A 14869-nucleotide genomic window follows, 5' to 3' on the forward strand; every position below is an offset into this window, starting at 1 on the left:
AACGGGAGAGTCCGGTGAGCGAAACGCGCAGCGACATGTCGACCGATCCACGCGGCAGTCAGGCGCCGGGTGTGGCGACGCTTCCCCCGCTTGTCGCGCTCGAGCAGCACCTCGCGCCCTATGCGGCGCATTCGGCGCAGTCGCGCGGGCGCCGGTATCCGGAGCGGCCGCCCAGCGCGCGCACGGAATTCCAGCGCGACCGGGACCGGATCGTGCATTCCACCGCGTTTCGTCGCCTCGAGTACAAGACGCAGGTTTTCGTGAACCACGAAGGCGACCTGTTTCGTACGCGTCTCACGCACAGTCTCGAAGTCGCGCAGATCGCGCGTTCCGTCGCGCGTAACCTGCGTGTGAACGAGGACCTGGTCGAAGCGATCTCGCTCGCGCACGACCTCGGGCATACGCCGTTCGGCCATGCGGGCCAGGATGCGCTCAACGAATGCATGCGCGAGCATGGCGGCTTCGAACACAACCTGCAAAGCCTCGCCGTCGTCGACGATCTGGAAGAGCACTACGGCGGCTTCGACGGACTCAACCTCTGCTTTGAAACCCGCGAAGGCATCCTGAAGCACTGTTCGCGTGAGAACGCGCGCACGCTCGGCGCGCTCGGCGAACGTTTTCTCCAGGGGCGTCAGCCGTCGCTCGAAGCGCAGATCGCGAATGTCGCCGACGAGATCGCATACAACAATCACGATGTCGACGATGGTTTGCGCTCCGGTCTCCTGACGATCGCGCAACTCGCCGAAGTCGAGCTATGGCAGACGCATTACGAGGCGGCACGTGGCGAGTATCCGGATATCGAGGGACGACGGCTCGTCCACGAAACGGTCCGGCGCATCATCAACACGCTGATTGTCGATCTGATCGACACCACGACGCGCAATCTCACGGAACATGCGCCCGGTTCGCTCGACGACGTGCGCGGCGCACCGCCGCTCGTTGCGCACAGCGAACACGTCGCCGCACAGGCGGCCGTGCTCAAGCGCTTTCTCTTCAAGAACCTGTATCGCCACTATCGCGTGATGCGGATGGCGAACAAGGCGCGCCGCGTTGTCGTCGGCCTGTTCGATGCATTTACCGCTGATCCGCGTCTGCTGCCGCCCGCCTATCAGTCGAAGCAGGAAGCGCAGCAGCCACGGCTGATCGCGCATTACATCGCGGGCATGACGGACCGGTATGCGTTGAAGGAATACCGGCGACTGTTCGTCATTGACGACAACTAGGGCGATCGCCCGTCTCATAGCGTCACGCGATGGCATCGAACAGCCATCAGCGCCTCAAGTGCCTCAAGCGTCTCAGGCAATGCAAGACGGCGAGTGCGCCGGAACGCACCGCATCTTCCCCGGACCACGACAAGCGCCGCGCGCCTCCCAGCCGGACACGACTGGCTTCTAGCGCGTATTGCCGCGCCCAAGCAACGCCCCGGCGACGAGCGCGAGCCCGCCAACGATGGCGATGGTCTTCCACGGATTATCATGCACGTAGTCATCGGCATCGGCCATTGCCACTTCGGCGCGTTCGCGTACGGCGACGCGCGTGTCGTCGAGCCGTGCGCGTGCCGCGTCGAGGCGTTTGCGCAACTGTGCGCGCAGCGCGGCCGCATCCGCCGACGTGCCGTCGGCTAGCGTTTCCTCGAGTTCCGACATCAGCGAGCGCAATTCAGCGCCAATGTCTTCCGCGGCGTGACGGCCGTGCCGCGCAATGCGGCGCGCCCGGCGGCCTGTCGAGTCCAGCGAATCTCCAATGGCGTCCCGCGTATTCGGTAGTGCATTCATGGTGGCTCCGTCAATGATGGATTGGCAGGCATCCCGCGTCATGCGGGTAGCACCTTCTGACGCAACTTCGGTGCCAAACCCCGGAACGCCTTCCCACAGACGATTGCAGCGATTCGCCGTACCGCCCGGCGCGGCGACCTTGCACGGCGGTGGTCAGAATTACACACCCTGATCGGGCGTCGCTCCGGCCGTCCGCCGGGAAAACAAAACGCCGTGATGAATAAATCATGACGGCGTTTCTTGTTCAAGCCCCCAAATCTCGACTACGCTTAGAAGCGGTAGCCGACATTGATGTACGTGACGATCGGGTTCAGCTTGATCTTCGTTTCGGACGTGACCGTGAGCTTGCCGACCGGCGTGTTCGCCTGGGTACTGAGCTTCGCGGTGGTGCTCAGCGGCACGTACGACAACGACACGCCCGCGAACCAGTGCTGGTCGATCGCGAACGTAAAGCCGGCATTGAACACAGGCGCCCACGAACTATCCGTGGTTACCGATGTCGGACCATGCAGCACGCCTTGTTCGAACTGGCTGTTCGTGATCTGCTCGCCCGTGAACCACGTACGGGTCACGCCGAGCCCCAGATACGGACGGAACCTCGACTGAGGCTCGCGGAAGTAGTACTTGAAAAGTAGCGTCGGGCTCCACTGTCTGGCTTCACCGAGCTTGCCGAAAGATGCAAACCGACCTGTACCGTTGAGGTCGAATTTGGGCGGAATGCCCATCACGAATTCGGTCGCGATGTGGTCGGTGACGAAGTAACCCGCGGTGAAGCCCGCGGTGTCGGCGTCGCTCAGACTGGCGCCTGTATCTGGAAGTTCGATGTTGACGGGTGAACCGCCAACGCTTGTTTCCTTAAGCGGATGACTGCTGTCTTGAGGGGCGAGGTGAAACCACCCCGTTGTAACGTAAAAAGTGCCGGCCGATTGTGCATGTGCTGTCGTGATGCAAGCCAGCGCAGCCATCCCTGTAATGGCTTGTTTTAATTTCATCTGTGCTCCTCCTGAAAAAGCCCGCTCATTATGACCACAACGTTTCGTACAAACACACGCGCCAGTTAGAGGCTTCTCCCTAAGCTCCAGCGTGGTTCCTGGCGAAGCCAGGCGGAGCCGGACCCCGCGCCCGCATGGCTTTACGGCCCCCTCGGGTAATCACTAACGCGTCTATTGGATAATCCAGCATGGCACGGCTAGCACGTCTTTATGTCCCCGACCAGCCGCAGCACGTGATCCTGCGCGGACTCGACCAGCAGCCCGCATTTGTCGACGACCAGGACTACGAGCTCTTCATCGATTGCCTCAAGGCAGCATCGCGTGATCATCGTCTGGCGATACACGCGTATGTGCTGATGCCGGGCGCGGTGCAGCTGCTTGTCACGCCCGCCGAAGAGTCGAGCCTGCCCAAGGCGATGCAGGCCGTCGGGCGTCGCTACGTGGCGCACTTCAACCGTCGTTACGCGCGACGCGGCACGCTGTGGGAGGGTCGCTATCGCGCGACCGTGATCGAGGGCGAGCGGTACTTTCTGCTCGCGAGCCGCGTCGTGGAGATGTGCCCGGTGCGCATGCAGCTCGTGAGCACGCCGGAGGACTATCGCTGGTCGAGTTACCGGCATCACATCGGCCTGACGCTCGACAGCCTCATCACCGATCATCCGTTGTACTGGTCGCTCGGCAACACGCCGTTCGAACGGCAACGCGCCTATCGCGAGCTCTGCGAACAACCGCTCGACGAACGCGAGACAAACCAGCTTCAGCAAGCCACGCTGAAAGGCTGGGTGCTCGGTAGCGAGACCTATCGCGAGTGGGCGGCGCGTGCCGCGAACCGGCGCGTGTCGCCGTTGCCGCGCGGTCGTCCGCGCAAGGTCCGTGAAACGCCGCAGACGCAATAAGCCTTTTCGGATCAATACGCTGCAAAACCGACGGCATCTTCGCATGCCGTTTTCTTTTGCATTCTTTAGATGCGGCCCCAATATAATTCGATCGCAATGCACCAACTTGATAATAGGGGTCGTACCATCGGGTTTTATTTGCTATTCCTTTGATTCGTCGCGTATATTTCGAATTCCGGCGATTTCCGGGCGTGCTTCACCCTGGAAACTCGACCTGCCGCGCGGTTGCAGTGCTGGCCGCAGGCAACAGAAAAATGGTTCAACGGCCGATCGGCCCCCTACAGACGGTGTCCCCATGAACGACCACCTGCAACCGACGTCTTCGGTTCCCGCCGAGCAAGGGCTCTACGACCCGCAAAACGAGCATGACGCCTGTGGCGTCGGCTTCGTCGCACACATCAAGGGCAAGAAAAGCCACGAGATCATCCAGCAGGGCCTGAAAATCCTCGAGAACCTCGATCACCGGGGCGCCGTCGGCGCCGATCCGCTGATGGGCGACGGCGCGGGCATCCTGATTCAGGTGCCGGACGGCTTTTACCGCGAGGAAATGGCGAAGCAGGGCGTGACGCTGCCGCCGGAAGGCGAATACGGCGTCGGCATGATCTTCCTGCCGAAGGAACACGCGTCGCGTCTCGCGTGCGAGCAGGAGCTCGAACGTACGGTGAAGGCGGAAGGCCAGGTCGTGCTGGGCTGGCGCGACGTGCCGATCGACCACACGATGCCGATTTCGCCCACGGTGAAGGCGAGCGAGCCGCTGATCCGCCAGATCTTCATCGGCCGCGGCAAGGACATCATGGTCACCGACGCGCTCGAGCGGAAGCTGTACGTGATCCGCAAGACCGCGAGCCATCGCATCCAGGCGCTCAAGCTCAAGCACGGCAAGGAATACTTCGTGCCGTCGATGTCGGCGCGCACGGTCGTCTACAAGGGGCTGCTGCTGGCGGGGCAGGTCGGCGTGTACTACCGCGACCTGCAGGACGAGCGCACGGTGTCGGCGCTCGCGCTCGTACACCAGCGCTTCTCGACGAACACGTTCCCGGCATGGGAGCTGGCTCACCCGTACCGCATGATCGCCCACAACGGCGAAATCAACACGGTGAAGGGCAACGTCAACTGGCTGAACGCCCGTACCGGCGCGATCGCGTCGCACGTGCTCGGCGACGACCTGCCGAAGCTGTGGCCGCTGATCTACCCGGGCCAGTCCGACACGGCCTCGTTCGACAACTGTCTCGAGCTGCTCGTGATGGCCGGCTACCCGCTCGTCCACGCGATGATGATGATGATTCCCGAGGCGTGGGAACAGCACACGCTGATGGACGACAACCGTCGCGCGTTCTACGAATACCACGCCGCGATGATGGAACCGTGGGACGGCCCCGCCGCGATCGCGTTCACCGACGGCCGTCAGATCGGCGCGACGCTCGACCGTAACGGCCTGCGTCCGGCGCGCTATCTGATCACCGACGACGACCTCGTCATCATGGCGTCGGAATCGGGTGTGCTGCCCGTGCCCGAGTCGAAGATCGTCAAGAAGTGGCGCCTGCAGCCGGGCAAGATGTTCCTGATCGACATGGAACACGGTCGCATCATCGACGACAAGGAACTGAAGGACAACCTCGCGAACGCGAAGCCGTACAAGAGCTGGATCGACGCCGTGCGCATCAAGCTCGACGAGATCGAGCCGAAGGCGGAAGACGTCGTCACGGAACGCCGCGAAGCGGCTGCGCTGCTCGATCGCCAGCAGGCGTTCGGCTACACGCAGGAAGACCTCAAGTTCCTGATGGCGCCGATGGCGCAGGCGGGCGAGGAAGCGATCGGCTCGATGGGCAACGATTCGCCGCTCGCCGTCATGTCGAACAAGAACAAGACGCTCTATCACTACTTCAAGCAGCTGTTCGCGCAGGTCACGAACCCGCCGATCGACCCGATCCGCGAAAACATGGTGATGTCGCTGGTGTCGTTCGTCGGTCCGAAGCCGAACCTGCTCGACACGAACAACATCAACCCGCCGATGCGTCTTGAAGTGTCGCAGCCGGTGCTCGACTTCCGGGACATCGCGAAGATCCGCACGATCGATCAGTACACGGGCGGCAAGTTCAGCTCGTATGAACTGAACATCTGCTATCCGGTGGCCTGGGGCAAGGAAGGCATTGAGGCGCGCCTGGCTTCCCTGTGCGCGGAAGCCGTCGACGCCGTGAAGTCCGGCTACAACATGCTGATCGTGTCCGACCGCCGCACCGACCGCGACAACGTCGCGATTCCCGCGCTGCTCGCCACGGCCGCGATTCACACGCACCTCGTGCAGCAGGGCCTGCGCACGAGCACGGGTCTCGTCGTCGAAACGGGCTCCGCGCGCGAGACGCATCACTTCGCGCTGCTCGCGGGCTACGGCGCGGAAGCCGTGCATCCGTACCTCGCGATGGAAACGCTCGCGCAGCTCGCCGCCGGCATGAAGGGCGACCTGTCGGCGGACAAGGCGATCTACAACTTCACGAAGGCAGTCGGCAAGGGCCTGCAGAAAGTCATGTCGAAGATGGGCATTTCGACATACATGTCCTACACCGGCGCGCAGATTTTCGAAGCCGTCGGTCTGGCAGAAGATCTCGTTGCGAAGTACTTCAAGGGCACGTCGTCGAAGGTGGGCGGTATCGGCCTCTTCGACGTCGCTGAAGAAGCGATCCGCCTGCATCGTGACGCGTTCGGCGACAACCCGGTGCTGTCGACGATGCTCGACGCCGGCGGTGAATACGCGTACCGCGTGCGCGGCGAAGAACACATGTGGACGCCGGATGCGATCGCCAAGCTGCAACACTCGGCGCGCAGCAACTCGTACCAGACGTACAAGGAATACGCGCATCTGATCAACGATCAGACGAAGCGTCACATGACGTTCCGCGGCCTGTTCGAGTTCAAGTTCGACCCGACCCGAGCGATTCCGCTCGACGAAGTCGAATCCGCGAAAGATATCGTGAAGCGCTTCGCCACCGGCGCGATGTCGCTCGGCTCGATCTCGACCGAAGCGCACGCCACGCTGGCGGTTGCGATGAACCGTATCGGCGGCAAGTCGAACACGGGCGAAGGCGGCGAGGACGAAAACCGTTATCGCAACGAACTGCGCGGCATTCCGATCAGGAACGGCGACACGATGAAGTCCGTGATCGGCGACGAAGTGATCGTCGACATCCCGCTGAAGGATGGCGATTCGCTGCGCTCGAAGATCAAGCAGGTCGCGTCCGGCCGCTTCGGCGTGACGGCGGAATATCTCGCCTCGGCCGACCAGATCCAGATCAAGATGGCGCAGGGCGCGAAGCCGGGTGAAGGCGGCCAGCTGCCGGGTCACAAGGTGTCGGAATACATCGGCAAGCTGCGTTATTCGGTGCCGGGCGTCGGCCTGATTTCGCCGCCGCCGCACCACGACATCTATTCGATCGAAGATCTGGCACAGCTGATCCACGATCTGAAGAACGCGAACTCCGCAGCCAGCATTTCGGTGAAGCTCGTGTCGGAATCGGGCGTCGGCACGGTCGCGGCGGGTGTTGCCAAGGCGAAGGCCGATCACGTCGTGATCGCGGGCCATGACGGCGGCACGGGCGCTTCGCCTTTGTCGTCGATCAAGCACGCCGGCACGCCGTGGGAACTCGGCCTCGCCGAAACGCAGCAAACGCTGGTGCTGAACCAGTTGCGCGGCCGCATCCGCGTGCAGGCCGACGGCCAGATGAAGACCGGCCGCGACGTCGTGATCGGCGCGCTGCTCGGCGCGGACGAATTCGGCTTCGCGACGGCGCCGCTCGTCGTCGAAGGCTGCATCATGATGCGCAAGTGTCACCTGAACACGTGCCCGGTCGGCGTCGCGACGCAGGATCCGGTGCTGCGTGCGAAGTTCAAGGGCCAGCCGGAACACGTCGTCAACTTCTTCTTCTTCGTTGCTGAAGAGGCGCGCGAAATCATGGCGCAACTGGGCATCCGCAAGTTCGACGACCTGATCGGTCACGCCGAGCTGCTCGACATGAAGAAGGGCGTCGAGCACTGGAAGGCGAAGGGGCTCGATTTCTCGCGCGTGTTCTACCAGCCGCAGGTTGCCGCGGAAGTGGCGCGCAAGCACGTCGACGTTCAGGACCACGGTCTTGAGCGCGCGCTCGACCACACGCTGATCGAGAAGGCGAAGGCCGCGATCGAGAAGGGCGAGCACGTCTCGTTCATCCAGCCGGTGCGCAACGTGAACCGTACGGTCGGCGCGATGCTGTCCGGCATGATCGCGAAGAAGTACGGCCACGACGGCCTGCCCGACGACACGATTCACATCCAGTTGAAGGGCACGGCCGGCCAGAGCTTCGGCGCGTTCCTCGCGAAGGGCGTCACGCTCGACCTCGTCGGCGACGGCAACGACTACGTCGGCAAGGGCCTGTCGGGTGGCCGCATCATCATCCGTCCGACGAACGATTTTCGCGGCAAGTCCGAGGAAAACATCATCTGCGGCAACACGGTGATGTACGGCGCGATCGAAGGCGAAGCGTTCTTCCGCGGCGTCGCGGGCGAGCGTTTCTGCGTGCGTAACTCGGGTGCGACGGCGGTGGTCGAAGGCACGGGCGACCACGGCTGCGAATACATGACGGGCGGCACGGTGGTCGTGCTCGGCGAAACGGGCCGTAACTTCGCGGCCGGCATGTCGGGCGGCGTCGCGTATGTGTTCGATCCGGACAACACGTTCGCCGGCAAGTGCAACAAGTCGATGGTCGCGCTCGAACCGGTGCTGCAGCAGGCCGAACAGGAACGCACGGTCGACCGCGCGCTGTGGCACGCGAACCAGACCGACGAGGCATTGCTGAAGGGTCTCATCGAGCGTCACTTCCAGTTCACGGGCTCGCCGCGTGCAAAGGCGCTGCTCGAAAACTGGGACGCCGCGCGACGCCAGTTCGTGAAGGTGTTCCCGACGGAATACAAGCGCGCGCTCGGCGAAATGGGCGCGAAGAAGGCAGCGAAGGAAGTACTCGCCGCTTAAAGCCTTCCGCGTCACGGCCAGCAGCACTGCGAAAGCAGCAACAGGCGTCCGCCGCTTCGATGCGGCGGACGCGGATTACCCCACCTGATAAAGATAGAGAAGAGAACCATATGGGCAAGGCAACCGGTTTTCTCGAGTTCGAACGCCGCCATGAGGCGTACGAAGCTCCGCTCACGCGTGTGAAGCACTACAAGGAATTCGTCGCGGCGTTGACCGACGATGAAGCCAAAATTCAAGGCGCACGTTGCATGGACTGCGGCATTCCGTTCTGCAACAACGGCTGCCCGGTGAACAACATCATCCCGGACTTCAACGACCTGGTGTTCCATCAGGACTGGAAGAACGCGATCGAAGTGCTGCACTCGACGAACAATTTTCCGGAGTTCACGGGCCGCATCTGCCCGGCGCCGTGCGAAGCGGCGTGTACGCTTGGCATCAACGACGATCCGGTCGGCATCAAGTCGATCGAACACGCGATCATCGATAAGGCGTGGACGGAAGGCTGGGTCGCGCCGCAGCCGCCGAAGCACAAGACGGGCAGGAAGGTCGCGGTGGTCGGTTCCGGCCCCGCGGGTCTCGCTGTTGCGCAGCAACTCGCGCGTGCGGGGCACGATGTCACCGTGTTCGAAAAGAACGACCGCATCGGCGGCCTGCTGCGGTACGGCATTCCTGACTTCAAGCTGGAAAAGTGGCTGATCGACCGCCGCATGCGCCAGATGGAAGCCGAAGGCGTGACGTTCCGCGCGAACGTGTTCGTCGGCAAGAAGGATTCGCTGCCGGCCTGGATCGGCAACACGTCGAAGGAAACCATCACGCCGGATGAGCTGAAGGAACAGTTCGACGCGGTCGTGATCGCGGGCGGTTCGGAAACGCCGCGCGATCTGCCGGTGCCGGGCCGCGAGCTCGAAGGCATCCATTACGCGATGGAATTCCTGCCGCAGCAGAACAAGGTCAACGCCGGCGACAAGGTTCCCAACCAGCTGCTCGCGAAGGGCAAGCATGTGGTCGTGATCGGTGGTGGCGATACGGGTTCGGACTGTGTCGGCACGTCGAACCGGCATGGCGCGAAGAGCGTCGCGCAGTTCGAGCTGCTGCCGCAGCCGCCGGAAGAAGAAAACAAGCCGCTCGTGTGGCCGTACTGGCCGGTCAAGCTGCGCACGTCGTCTTCACACGACGAAGGCTGCGAGCGCGACTGGGCTGTCGCGACCAAGCGTCTCGAAGGCAGGAACGGCAAGGTCGAGAAGCTCGTTGCGGCGCGCGTCGAGTGGAAGGACGGCAAGATGCAGGAAGTACCGGGCTCCGAGTTCGAAATGAAGGCCGACCTCGTGCTGCTCGCGATGGGTTTCACGCAGCCGGTTTCGCCGGTGCTCGAAGCGTTCGGCGTCGACAAGGATGCGCGCGGCAACGTGCGTGCGTCGACCGAAGGCGACAAGGCGTATTACACGTCAGTGGACAAGGTGTTCACGGCGGGCGATATGCGTCGCGGGCAATCGCTGGTGGTCTGGGCGATCCGTGAGGGCCGTCAGTGCGCGCGTTCGGTCGACGCGTTCCTGATGGGCCATTCGGAACTGCCGCGTTAAGTTTTTCCACTTCGGCGCGGCGCCGCGCAGGTATGCCGTGGCGGCGCGTCGATGCAGCGTTTATGCAGGAAGAGGTGGAGACGACAAAGCGGTAACGGAAAGCCGGGCGCCCGAAAGGGCGACCCGGCTTTTTTACGGCCGGAGTCCGGCGGCGGTGCGGGTTAAAGTGGAAAATGAACCTGACCCGCCTGCCCGCAACGACACCGAATACCCGACACCGGATCACGCCATGACCGACGGCTGGCAACGCTGCTTCATCGCACTTGCGCCCAGCGCCGCGACGCGCGACGCGCTCGCGGCCGTGCCAGTCGCGTCGACGGCGCGGCGCGTGCCGTACGAGCAGTTGCATCTGACGGTGACGTTCATCGGCGCACTGTCGGCCGGGCACGGCGAGGCGCTTGCCCGCGCGTTGACGGCCCATGCCGTACCGCTCGCGCCGGTTGCGATCGAGCGCATCGAGCATTGGCCGAACACGAACCGGCCGCGGCTGACCGTGGCGGCGCTCGCGATGTCGGATGAATTCGTCGCGCTGGACTGGCGCATCCGTTCATTGATGCTGGAACTGGGCTTACCCGTCGACGCCCGCGCATTCCGGCCGCACATCACGCTGGCCCGTTTTGGTCGCGAGGCCGCGGCAATCGGCGACGTGTACCTGACGACGCCTGAAGTGATCGTGCGTTTCGAATCGCTGGTGCTGTATTCCAGCACGCTCGCGCGACACGGCGCGCGGTACAGCGCGCTCGCGAGCGTGCCGCTGGCTTAGGGCGAGCGCCGTGCCGGTACCCGGCCCGGCGCTGGTGACCGGCACGACGCGATGGAACGAAACGATGCGGTGCTCACGCCGCGGCCCGTTCCATCGCGCGCTCGACGAGGATCGTCTGGCTGTGGAACGCCTCGAGCGACTTGCGGTGCGCGACGCTGACAATCGCCGTCGCCGGCAGACGCTCGTTGAGCACCGTGTAGATCAACGTTTCGTTGTCGGGGTCGAGCGCGCTCGTGGCTTCGTCGAGGAACAGGTAATCGGGCTTCTGCAGCAGCACGCGCGCGGCGGCGAGACGCTGCTGTTCACCTGGCGACAGCGTGCGTTCCCAGTGCCCATGTTCCGCGAGACGCTCGCCGAGTTCCGGCAGATTGCAGGCCGCGAGCACTTCGCGACAGGCTTCGTCGGTGAAAACGGACTCATCGGACGGATAGGCGAGCGCGGCCTTCAACGTGCCGATCGGCAGATAGCTGCGCTGCGGCACGAACATCAGCTTCGCGCCGGCGGGCACTTCGATCGTGCCCTCGCCGAACGGCCAGAGGCCGGCGAGCGAGCGCATCAAGGTGCTCTTGCCCGAACCCGACGGACCGCGCACGAGCCAGCGCGACTTCGGCGCGATGCTGAACGAGCCGATGTTCGACAGCGGCGTGCCATCGGGATGCTGCAGTTGCAGATCGTCGACGGTGAGCGTCGGCGTGTCGCTCATGTGAACGTTGATGCCGCCGTGATACGTGCCGCCCGATACCGATTCGCGCAGATGCTGGTCGCCCATCACACGATGAAATTCCCGCAGACGGTTCACGGTAGCGCGCCATTCGGCGAGCGAATCGTAATTGTTGATGAACCACGAAAACGAATCGCTGACGGTGCCGAACGCGCCCGTCACCTGCTGGTAGACGCCGAGCGAGATGCTCTTCGAGAAGTACTTGGGCGCAGCGGCGATATACGGAAACACGATCGCCAGTTGCGAATAGCTGATCACGACGATATTGAAACGCCGCGTGAAACGCATGATGAGGCGCCAGTTGTCGCGGATGTGCCCGAACACGCCCTGCAACGCCCGATCTTCCGCGGGCTCGCCCTGATACAGCGCGATCTGGTCGGCGTTTTCGCGGATGCGGATCAGCGAGAAACGGAAGTCTGCTTCGACGCGCTGTTGCTGGTAGTTGATCGACACCAGCGGATGGTTGACCTTGTGCGTCACATACGAGCCGACCGCCGCATAGACGAGCGCCGCCCACACCATGTAGCCGGGGATGTTGAACCCGATGCCGAACAGATGAAACGCCAGCGCGCCCGACAGGTTCCACAGGATCACGATGAATGAGAACAGCGTGACCGTGGTGGAGAGAAGGCCAAGCGCGAGATTCAGCGTTGAGCTCGCGAGCGCCTGCAGGTCGACGGATACCCGCTGGTCGGGGTTGTCCGCGAGACGGTCGCGCTCGATGCGGTAAAACGCGCGGTCGCCGAGCCAGTCGTGCAGATACTTCGTGGTGAGCCATTGCCGCCAGCGGAATTCGAGCATCTGCCGGAAGTACGTGCGGTACGACCCGAGCAGGATCAGCGCCATCGCGATGACGGTGAACTGCAGCAGCGAATATTTGAAGACCGGGAAGTTGTATTGCTGGATCGCATCGAAGAAGGTGCGCTGCCAGCTGTTGAACCAGACGTTGGCCGCGACCATCGTCATGTTCATCGCGATCACGAGCGCGAGCAGGCCTCGCGCGCGCCATCGGTCCTCGGACACCCAGTATGGCTTGATGAGGCCCCATGCGGTGATATCGGTATCCGCGGAGCCTGTCGGTTTTTCAGTCATAAGCGTCCTTTAAAACGGAATGGCGCTACGCACGGGCACGCCCGGTGACGAGCGGCGCGCGCGTTCGCTCTCGGGCCGGATTGTCCTGGCCCTGGCTTAACCTGAACTTAAATGATCGGGGGCTGCCGCCTGACGTCAGCCGGGCAGGCAGGGCGCGCAGCGACGTACCGCGCATCCCCGTTGACGCGCCATTGTGCCAGACCGGTGCCCGTGGCCGTACCGATTTGCCGCGATGGCGGGGCGCCTCCCCGGTTTGCGGCTGCCGCGCCTTTTATGGTCTAATGACTTTTGACGAAACAGGGGTGCTTCGCGTGCGGGCTGCATGGGTTTCCATGGAGTTGTGGCGAGGCTGAGAGACACCCTTCGCACCCGATCCGGGTAATACCGGCGCGGGAAGTTTCCGGAAGTTGCCATTTCTTCCATTCCCCGCCGGGCGCCATCCGTCACTGGATGTGCTTGATGCCCGGCCGGCTCGCCCGCCGGTTTCGTCCTTGGGTACGTGCGCTTTTTGCCGTACGGAAAGGATTCGATGACCGCTCATTCTTCAGTTTTTAGTTTTATCCCCGTCACCGTGACTGGCATCGCTTCGTGCGTGCCGGGAGTGCGGCGATGAACGCGCGCGCGCAACAACCCGATTTCGCCGTCATCGGCGGCGGCCTGTGCGGGCGCCTCGTCGCGTGGCGGCTGGCCGGCGCGGGACATCGCGTGGCGCTGTACGAACGCGGCGATGCGGCCGGCACGCGCGCCGCCGCATGGGTGGCGGCAGCGATGCTCGCGCCGCTCGCCGAAGCCGCCAGCGCCGAGTTGCTGATTACCCGCCTCGGCGAGGCATCGCTGGCTGCGTGGCCGCGCCTTCTGGCCGAATTGCCCGAGCCGGTGTTTTTTCAGCGCAACGGCACGCTCGTTGTCTGGCATCACTCGGATCGCAACGAGGCGCCGCTCTTCGAGCGCCGCGTGCGGGCGAACGCGCCGGCGGAACTCGTCGACGGCGGGTTCGTGAAGCTGTCGGGCGCGCAGGTCGGCGAGGCAGAACCTGCGCTGGCGGGCCGTTTCACGCAGGGCTGGCTGTTGCCGCATGAAGGACAACTCGATAACCGCCAGGTGCTGACGGCGCTCGCCGCCGGGCTCGCCGAGCGTGGTGTCGAGACGCACTGGAATACGTCGGTCGACGATCACGCGCTGCCGGCCGCGCGCGTGACGATCGATTGCCGCGGGCTCGGCGCGAAGCCCGCATGGCCCACGCTGCGCGGCATTCGCGGCGAAGTGGCGCGGGTTCACGCGCCGGGCATCGCGCTGACGCGTCCGGTACGGTTGCTGCATCCGCGCTACCCGCTGTATATCGCGCCGAAAGAGAACGATCTGTATGTGATCGGCGCGACGGAGATCGAAGGCGAGGACATGTCGCCCGTGACCGTGCGCTCGGCGCTGGAGTTGCTGAGCGCGGCGTTTTCGGTGCATCCGGGCTTCGGCGAGGCGCGCATTCTGGAGCTGAATTCGCAATGCCGGCCGACCTTGCCGGATCATCGTCCGGCGCTTCTCTGGGACGGCGCCCACACGCTGCGCGTGAACGGCCTGTACCGGCACGGCTATATGATCGTGCCCGAAGTCGCCGAGGAGGCCGTGCGCTTTGCAGGCGCGCTGCTCGACGGACGCGTCGCCGATACCGATGCCTTCGAGGACTGGCGGCGCGACGCGCGCTGGACCGGGCTTTTTCATCTGGATACCCGGCAGGCGCTGGCGTGAACGACGCCGCGCTGCCACTGACTGACGCTGAACATCATGGATATACACATCAACCAGAAGCCGCTCTCGCTGCCCGAAGGCGCGACGGTTGCTGACGCGCTGTGCGCCTTTGGCGCGCGGCCGCCGTTCGCGGTGGCGCTGAACGGCGACTTCGTCGCGCGCACGCAGCACGCGGCCCGTGCATTGCAGCCGGGCGACCGGCTCGACGTCGTGCAACCGGTCGCGGGCGGCTGAGTGGGCGCTCCGGCGGCTGGCTTCATGGCGCTGCCTGAAACGCCCTAAACGCCCTAAACGCACGAAACGCACGC

10 protein-coding genes and 1 riboswitch are annotated in these 14869 nt (G+C 63.9%); of the genes, 7 read left to right on the plus strand and 3 right to left on the minus strand.

The window, feature by feature from the left end:
• Window positions 1-14 precede the first annotated feature (14 nt).
• Window positions 15-1223, plus strand: a complete 1209-nt coding sequence (locus BLV45_RS23855) for a deoxyguanosinetriphosphate triphosphohydrolase (RefSeq protein WP_176954239.1) — start codon at window positions 15-17, stop codon at window positions 1221-1223.
• 168 nt (window positions 1224-1391) lie between these two features.
• On the opposite strand, the gene BLV45_RS23860 is transcribed toward BLV45_RS23855, so the two are convergent.
• Both BLV45_RS23860 and BLV45_RS23865 read right to left on the minus strand, forming a co-directional pair.
• Window positions 1392-1775, minus strand: a complete 384-nt coding sequence (locus tag BLV45_RS23860) for a DUF883 family protein (RefSeq protein ID WP_090537243.1) — start codon at window positions 1773-1775, stop codon at window positions 1392-1394.
• A gap of 269 nt (window positions 1776-2044) precedes the next feature.
• Window positions 2045-2767, minus strand: coding sequence for an OmpW/AlkL family protein (locus tag BLV45_RS23865; protein ID WP_090537245.1), 723 nt, complete (start codon window positions 2765-2767; stop codon window positions 2045-2047).
• A 188-nt stretch (window positions 2768-2955) separates the two neighbouring features.
• On the opposite strand from BLV45_RS23865, the gene BLV45_RS23870 reads away from it, so the two are divergent.
• The 4 genes from BLV45_RS23870 to thpR all read left to right on the plus strand — a co-directional run bounded on the left by BLV45_RS23870 (window position 2956) and on the right by thpR (window position 11005).
• Window positions 2956-3663, plus strand: coding sequence for a transposase (locus BLV45_RS23870; protein ID WP_090537249.1), 708 nt, complete (start codon window positions 2956-2958; stop codon window positions 3661-3663).
• A gap of 295 nt (window positions 3664-3958) precedes the next feature.
• Window positions 3959-8662 (plus strand): glutamate synthase-related protein, encoded by a 4704-nt coding sequence (locus BLV45_RS23875; protein ID WP_090537251.1) that lies wholly within the window; start codon window positions 3959-3961, stop codon window positions 8660-8662.
• A 110-nt stretch (window positions 8663-8772) separates the two neighbouring features.
• Entirely contained in the window at window positions 8773-10242 is a 1470-nt protein-coding gene (locus BLV45_RS23880) for a glutamate synthase subunit beta (RefSeq protein WP_090537253.1), read from the plus strand.
• A gap of 166 nt (window positions 10243-10408) precedes the next feature.
• Window positions 10409-11005 (plus strand): RNA 2',3'-cyclic phosphodiesterase, encoded by a 597-nt coding sequence (gene thpR, locus BLV45_RS23885; RefSeq protein WP_245753513.1) that lies wholly within the window; start codon window positions 10409-10411, stop codon window positions 11003-11005.
• Window positions 11006-11078: 73 nt separating this feature from the next.
• Here the strand turns inward: thpR and BLV45_RS23890 are convergent, their stop codons facing one another.
• On the minus strand, window positions 11079-12818 hold the full coding sequence (locus BLV45_RS23890) for an ABC transporter ATP-binding protein/permease (RefSeq protein WP_090537258.1): 1740 nt from the start codon (window positions 12816-12818) through the stop codon (window positions 11079-11081).
• A gap of 288 nt (window positions 12819-13106) precedes the next feature.
• A riboswitch (TPP riboswitch) is annotated at window positions 13107-13231 on the plus strand.
• Between the two features lie 196 nt (window positions 13232-13427).
• Here BLV45_RS23890 and BLV45_RS23895 point away from each other — a divergent pair.
• Window positions 13428-14561, plus strand: a complete 1134-nt coding sequence (locus BLV45_RS23895) for an FAD-dependent oxidoreductase (protein WP_090537260.1) — start codon at window positions 13428-13430, stop codon at window positions 14559-14561.
• A 36-nt stretch (window positions 14562-14597) separates the two neighbouring features.
• Window positions 14598-14795, plus strand: coding sequence for a sulfur carrier protein ThiS (gene thiS, locus BLV45_RS23900; protein WP_090537262.1), 198 nt, complete (start codon window positions 14598-14600; stop codon window positions 14793-14795).
• The last annotated feature ends 74 nt before the right edge of the window (window positions 14796-14869 follow it).

It is taken from the genome of Paraburkholderia sartisoli (assembly GCF_900107685.1).
Taxonomy (GTDB): Bacteria; Pseudomonadota; Gammaproteobacteria; order Burkholderiales; family Burkholderiaceae; genus Paraburkholderia; species Paraburkholderia sartisoli.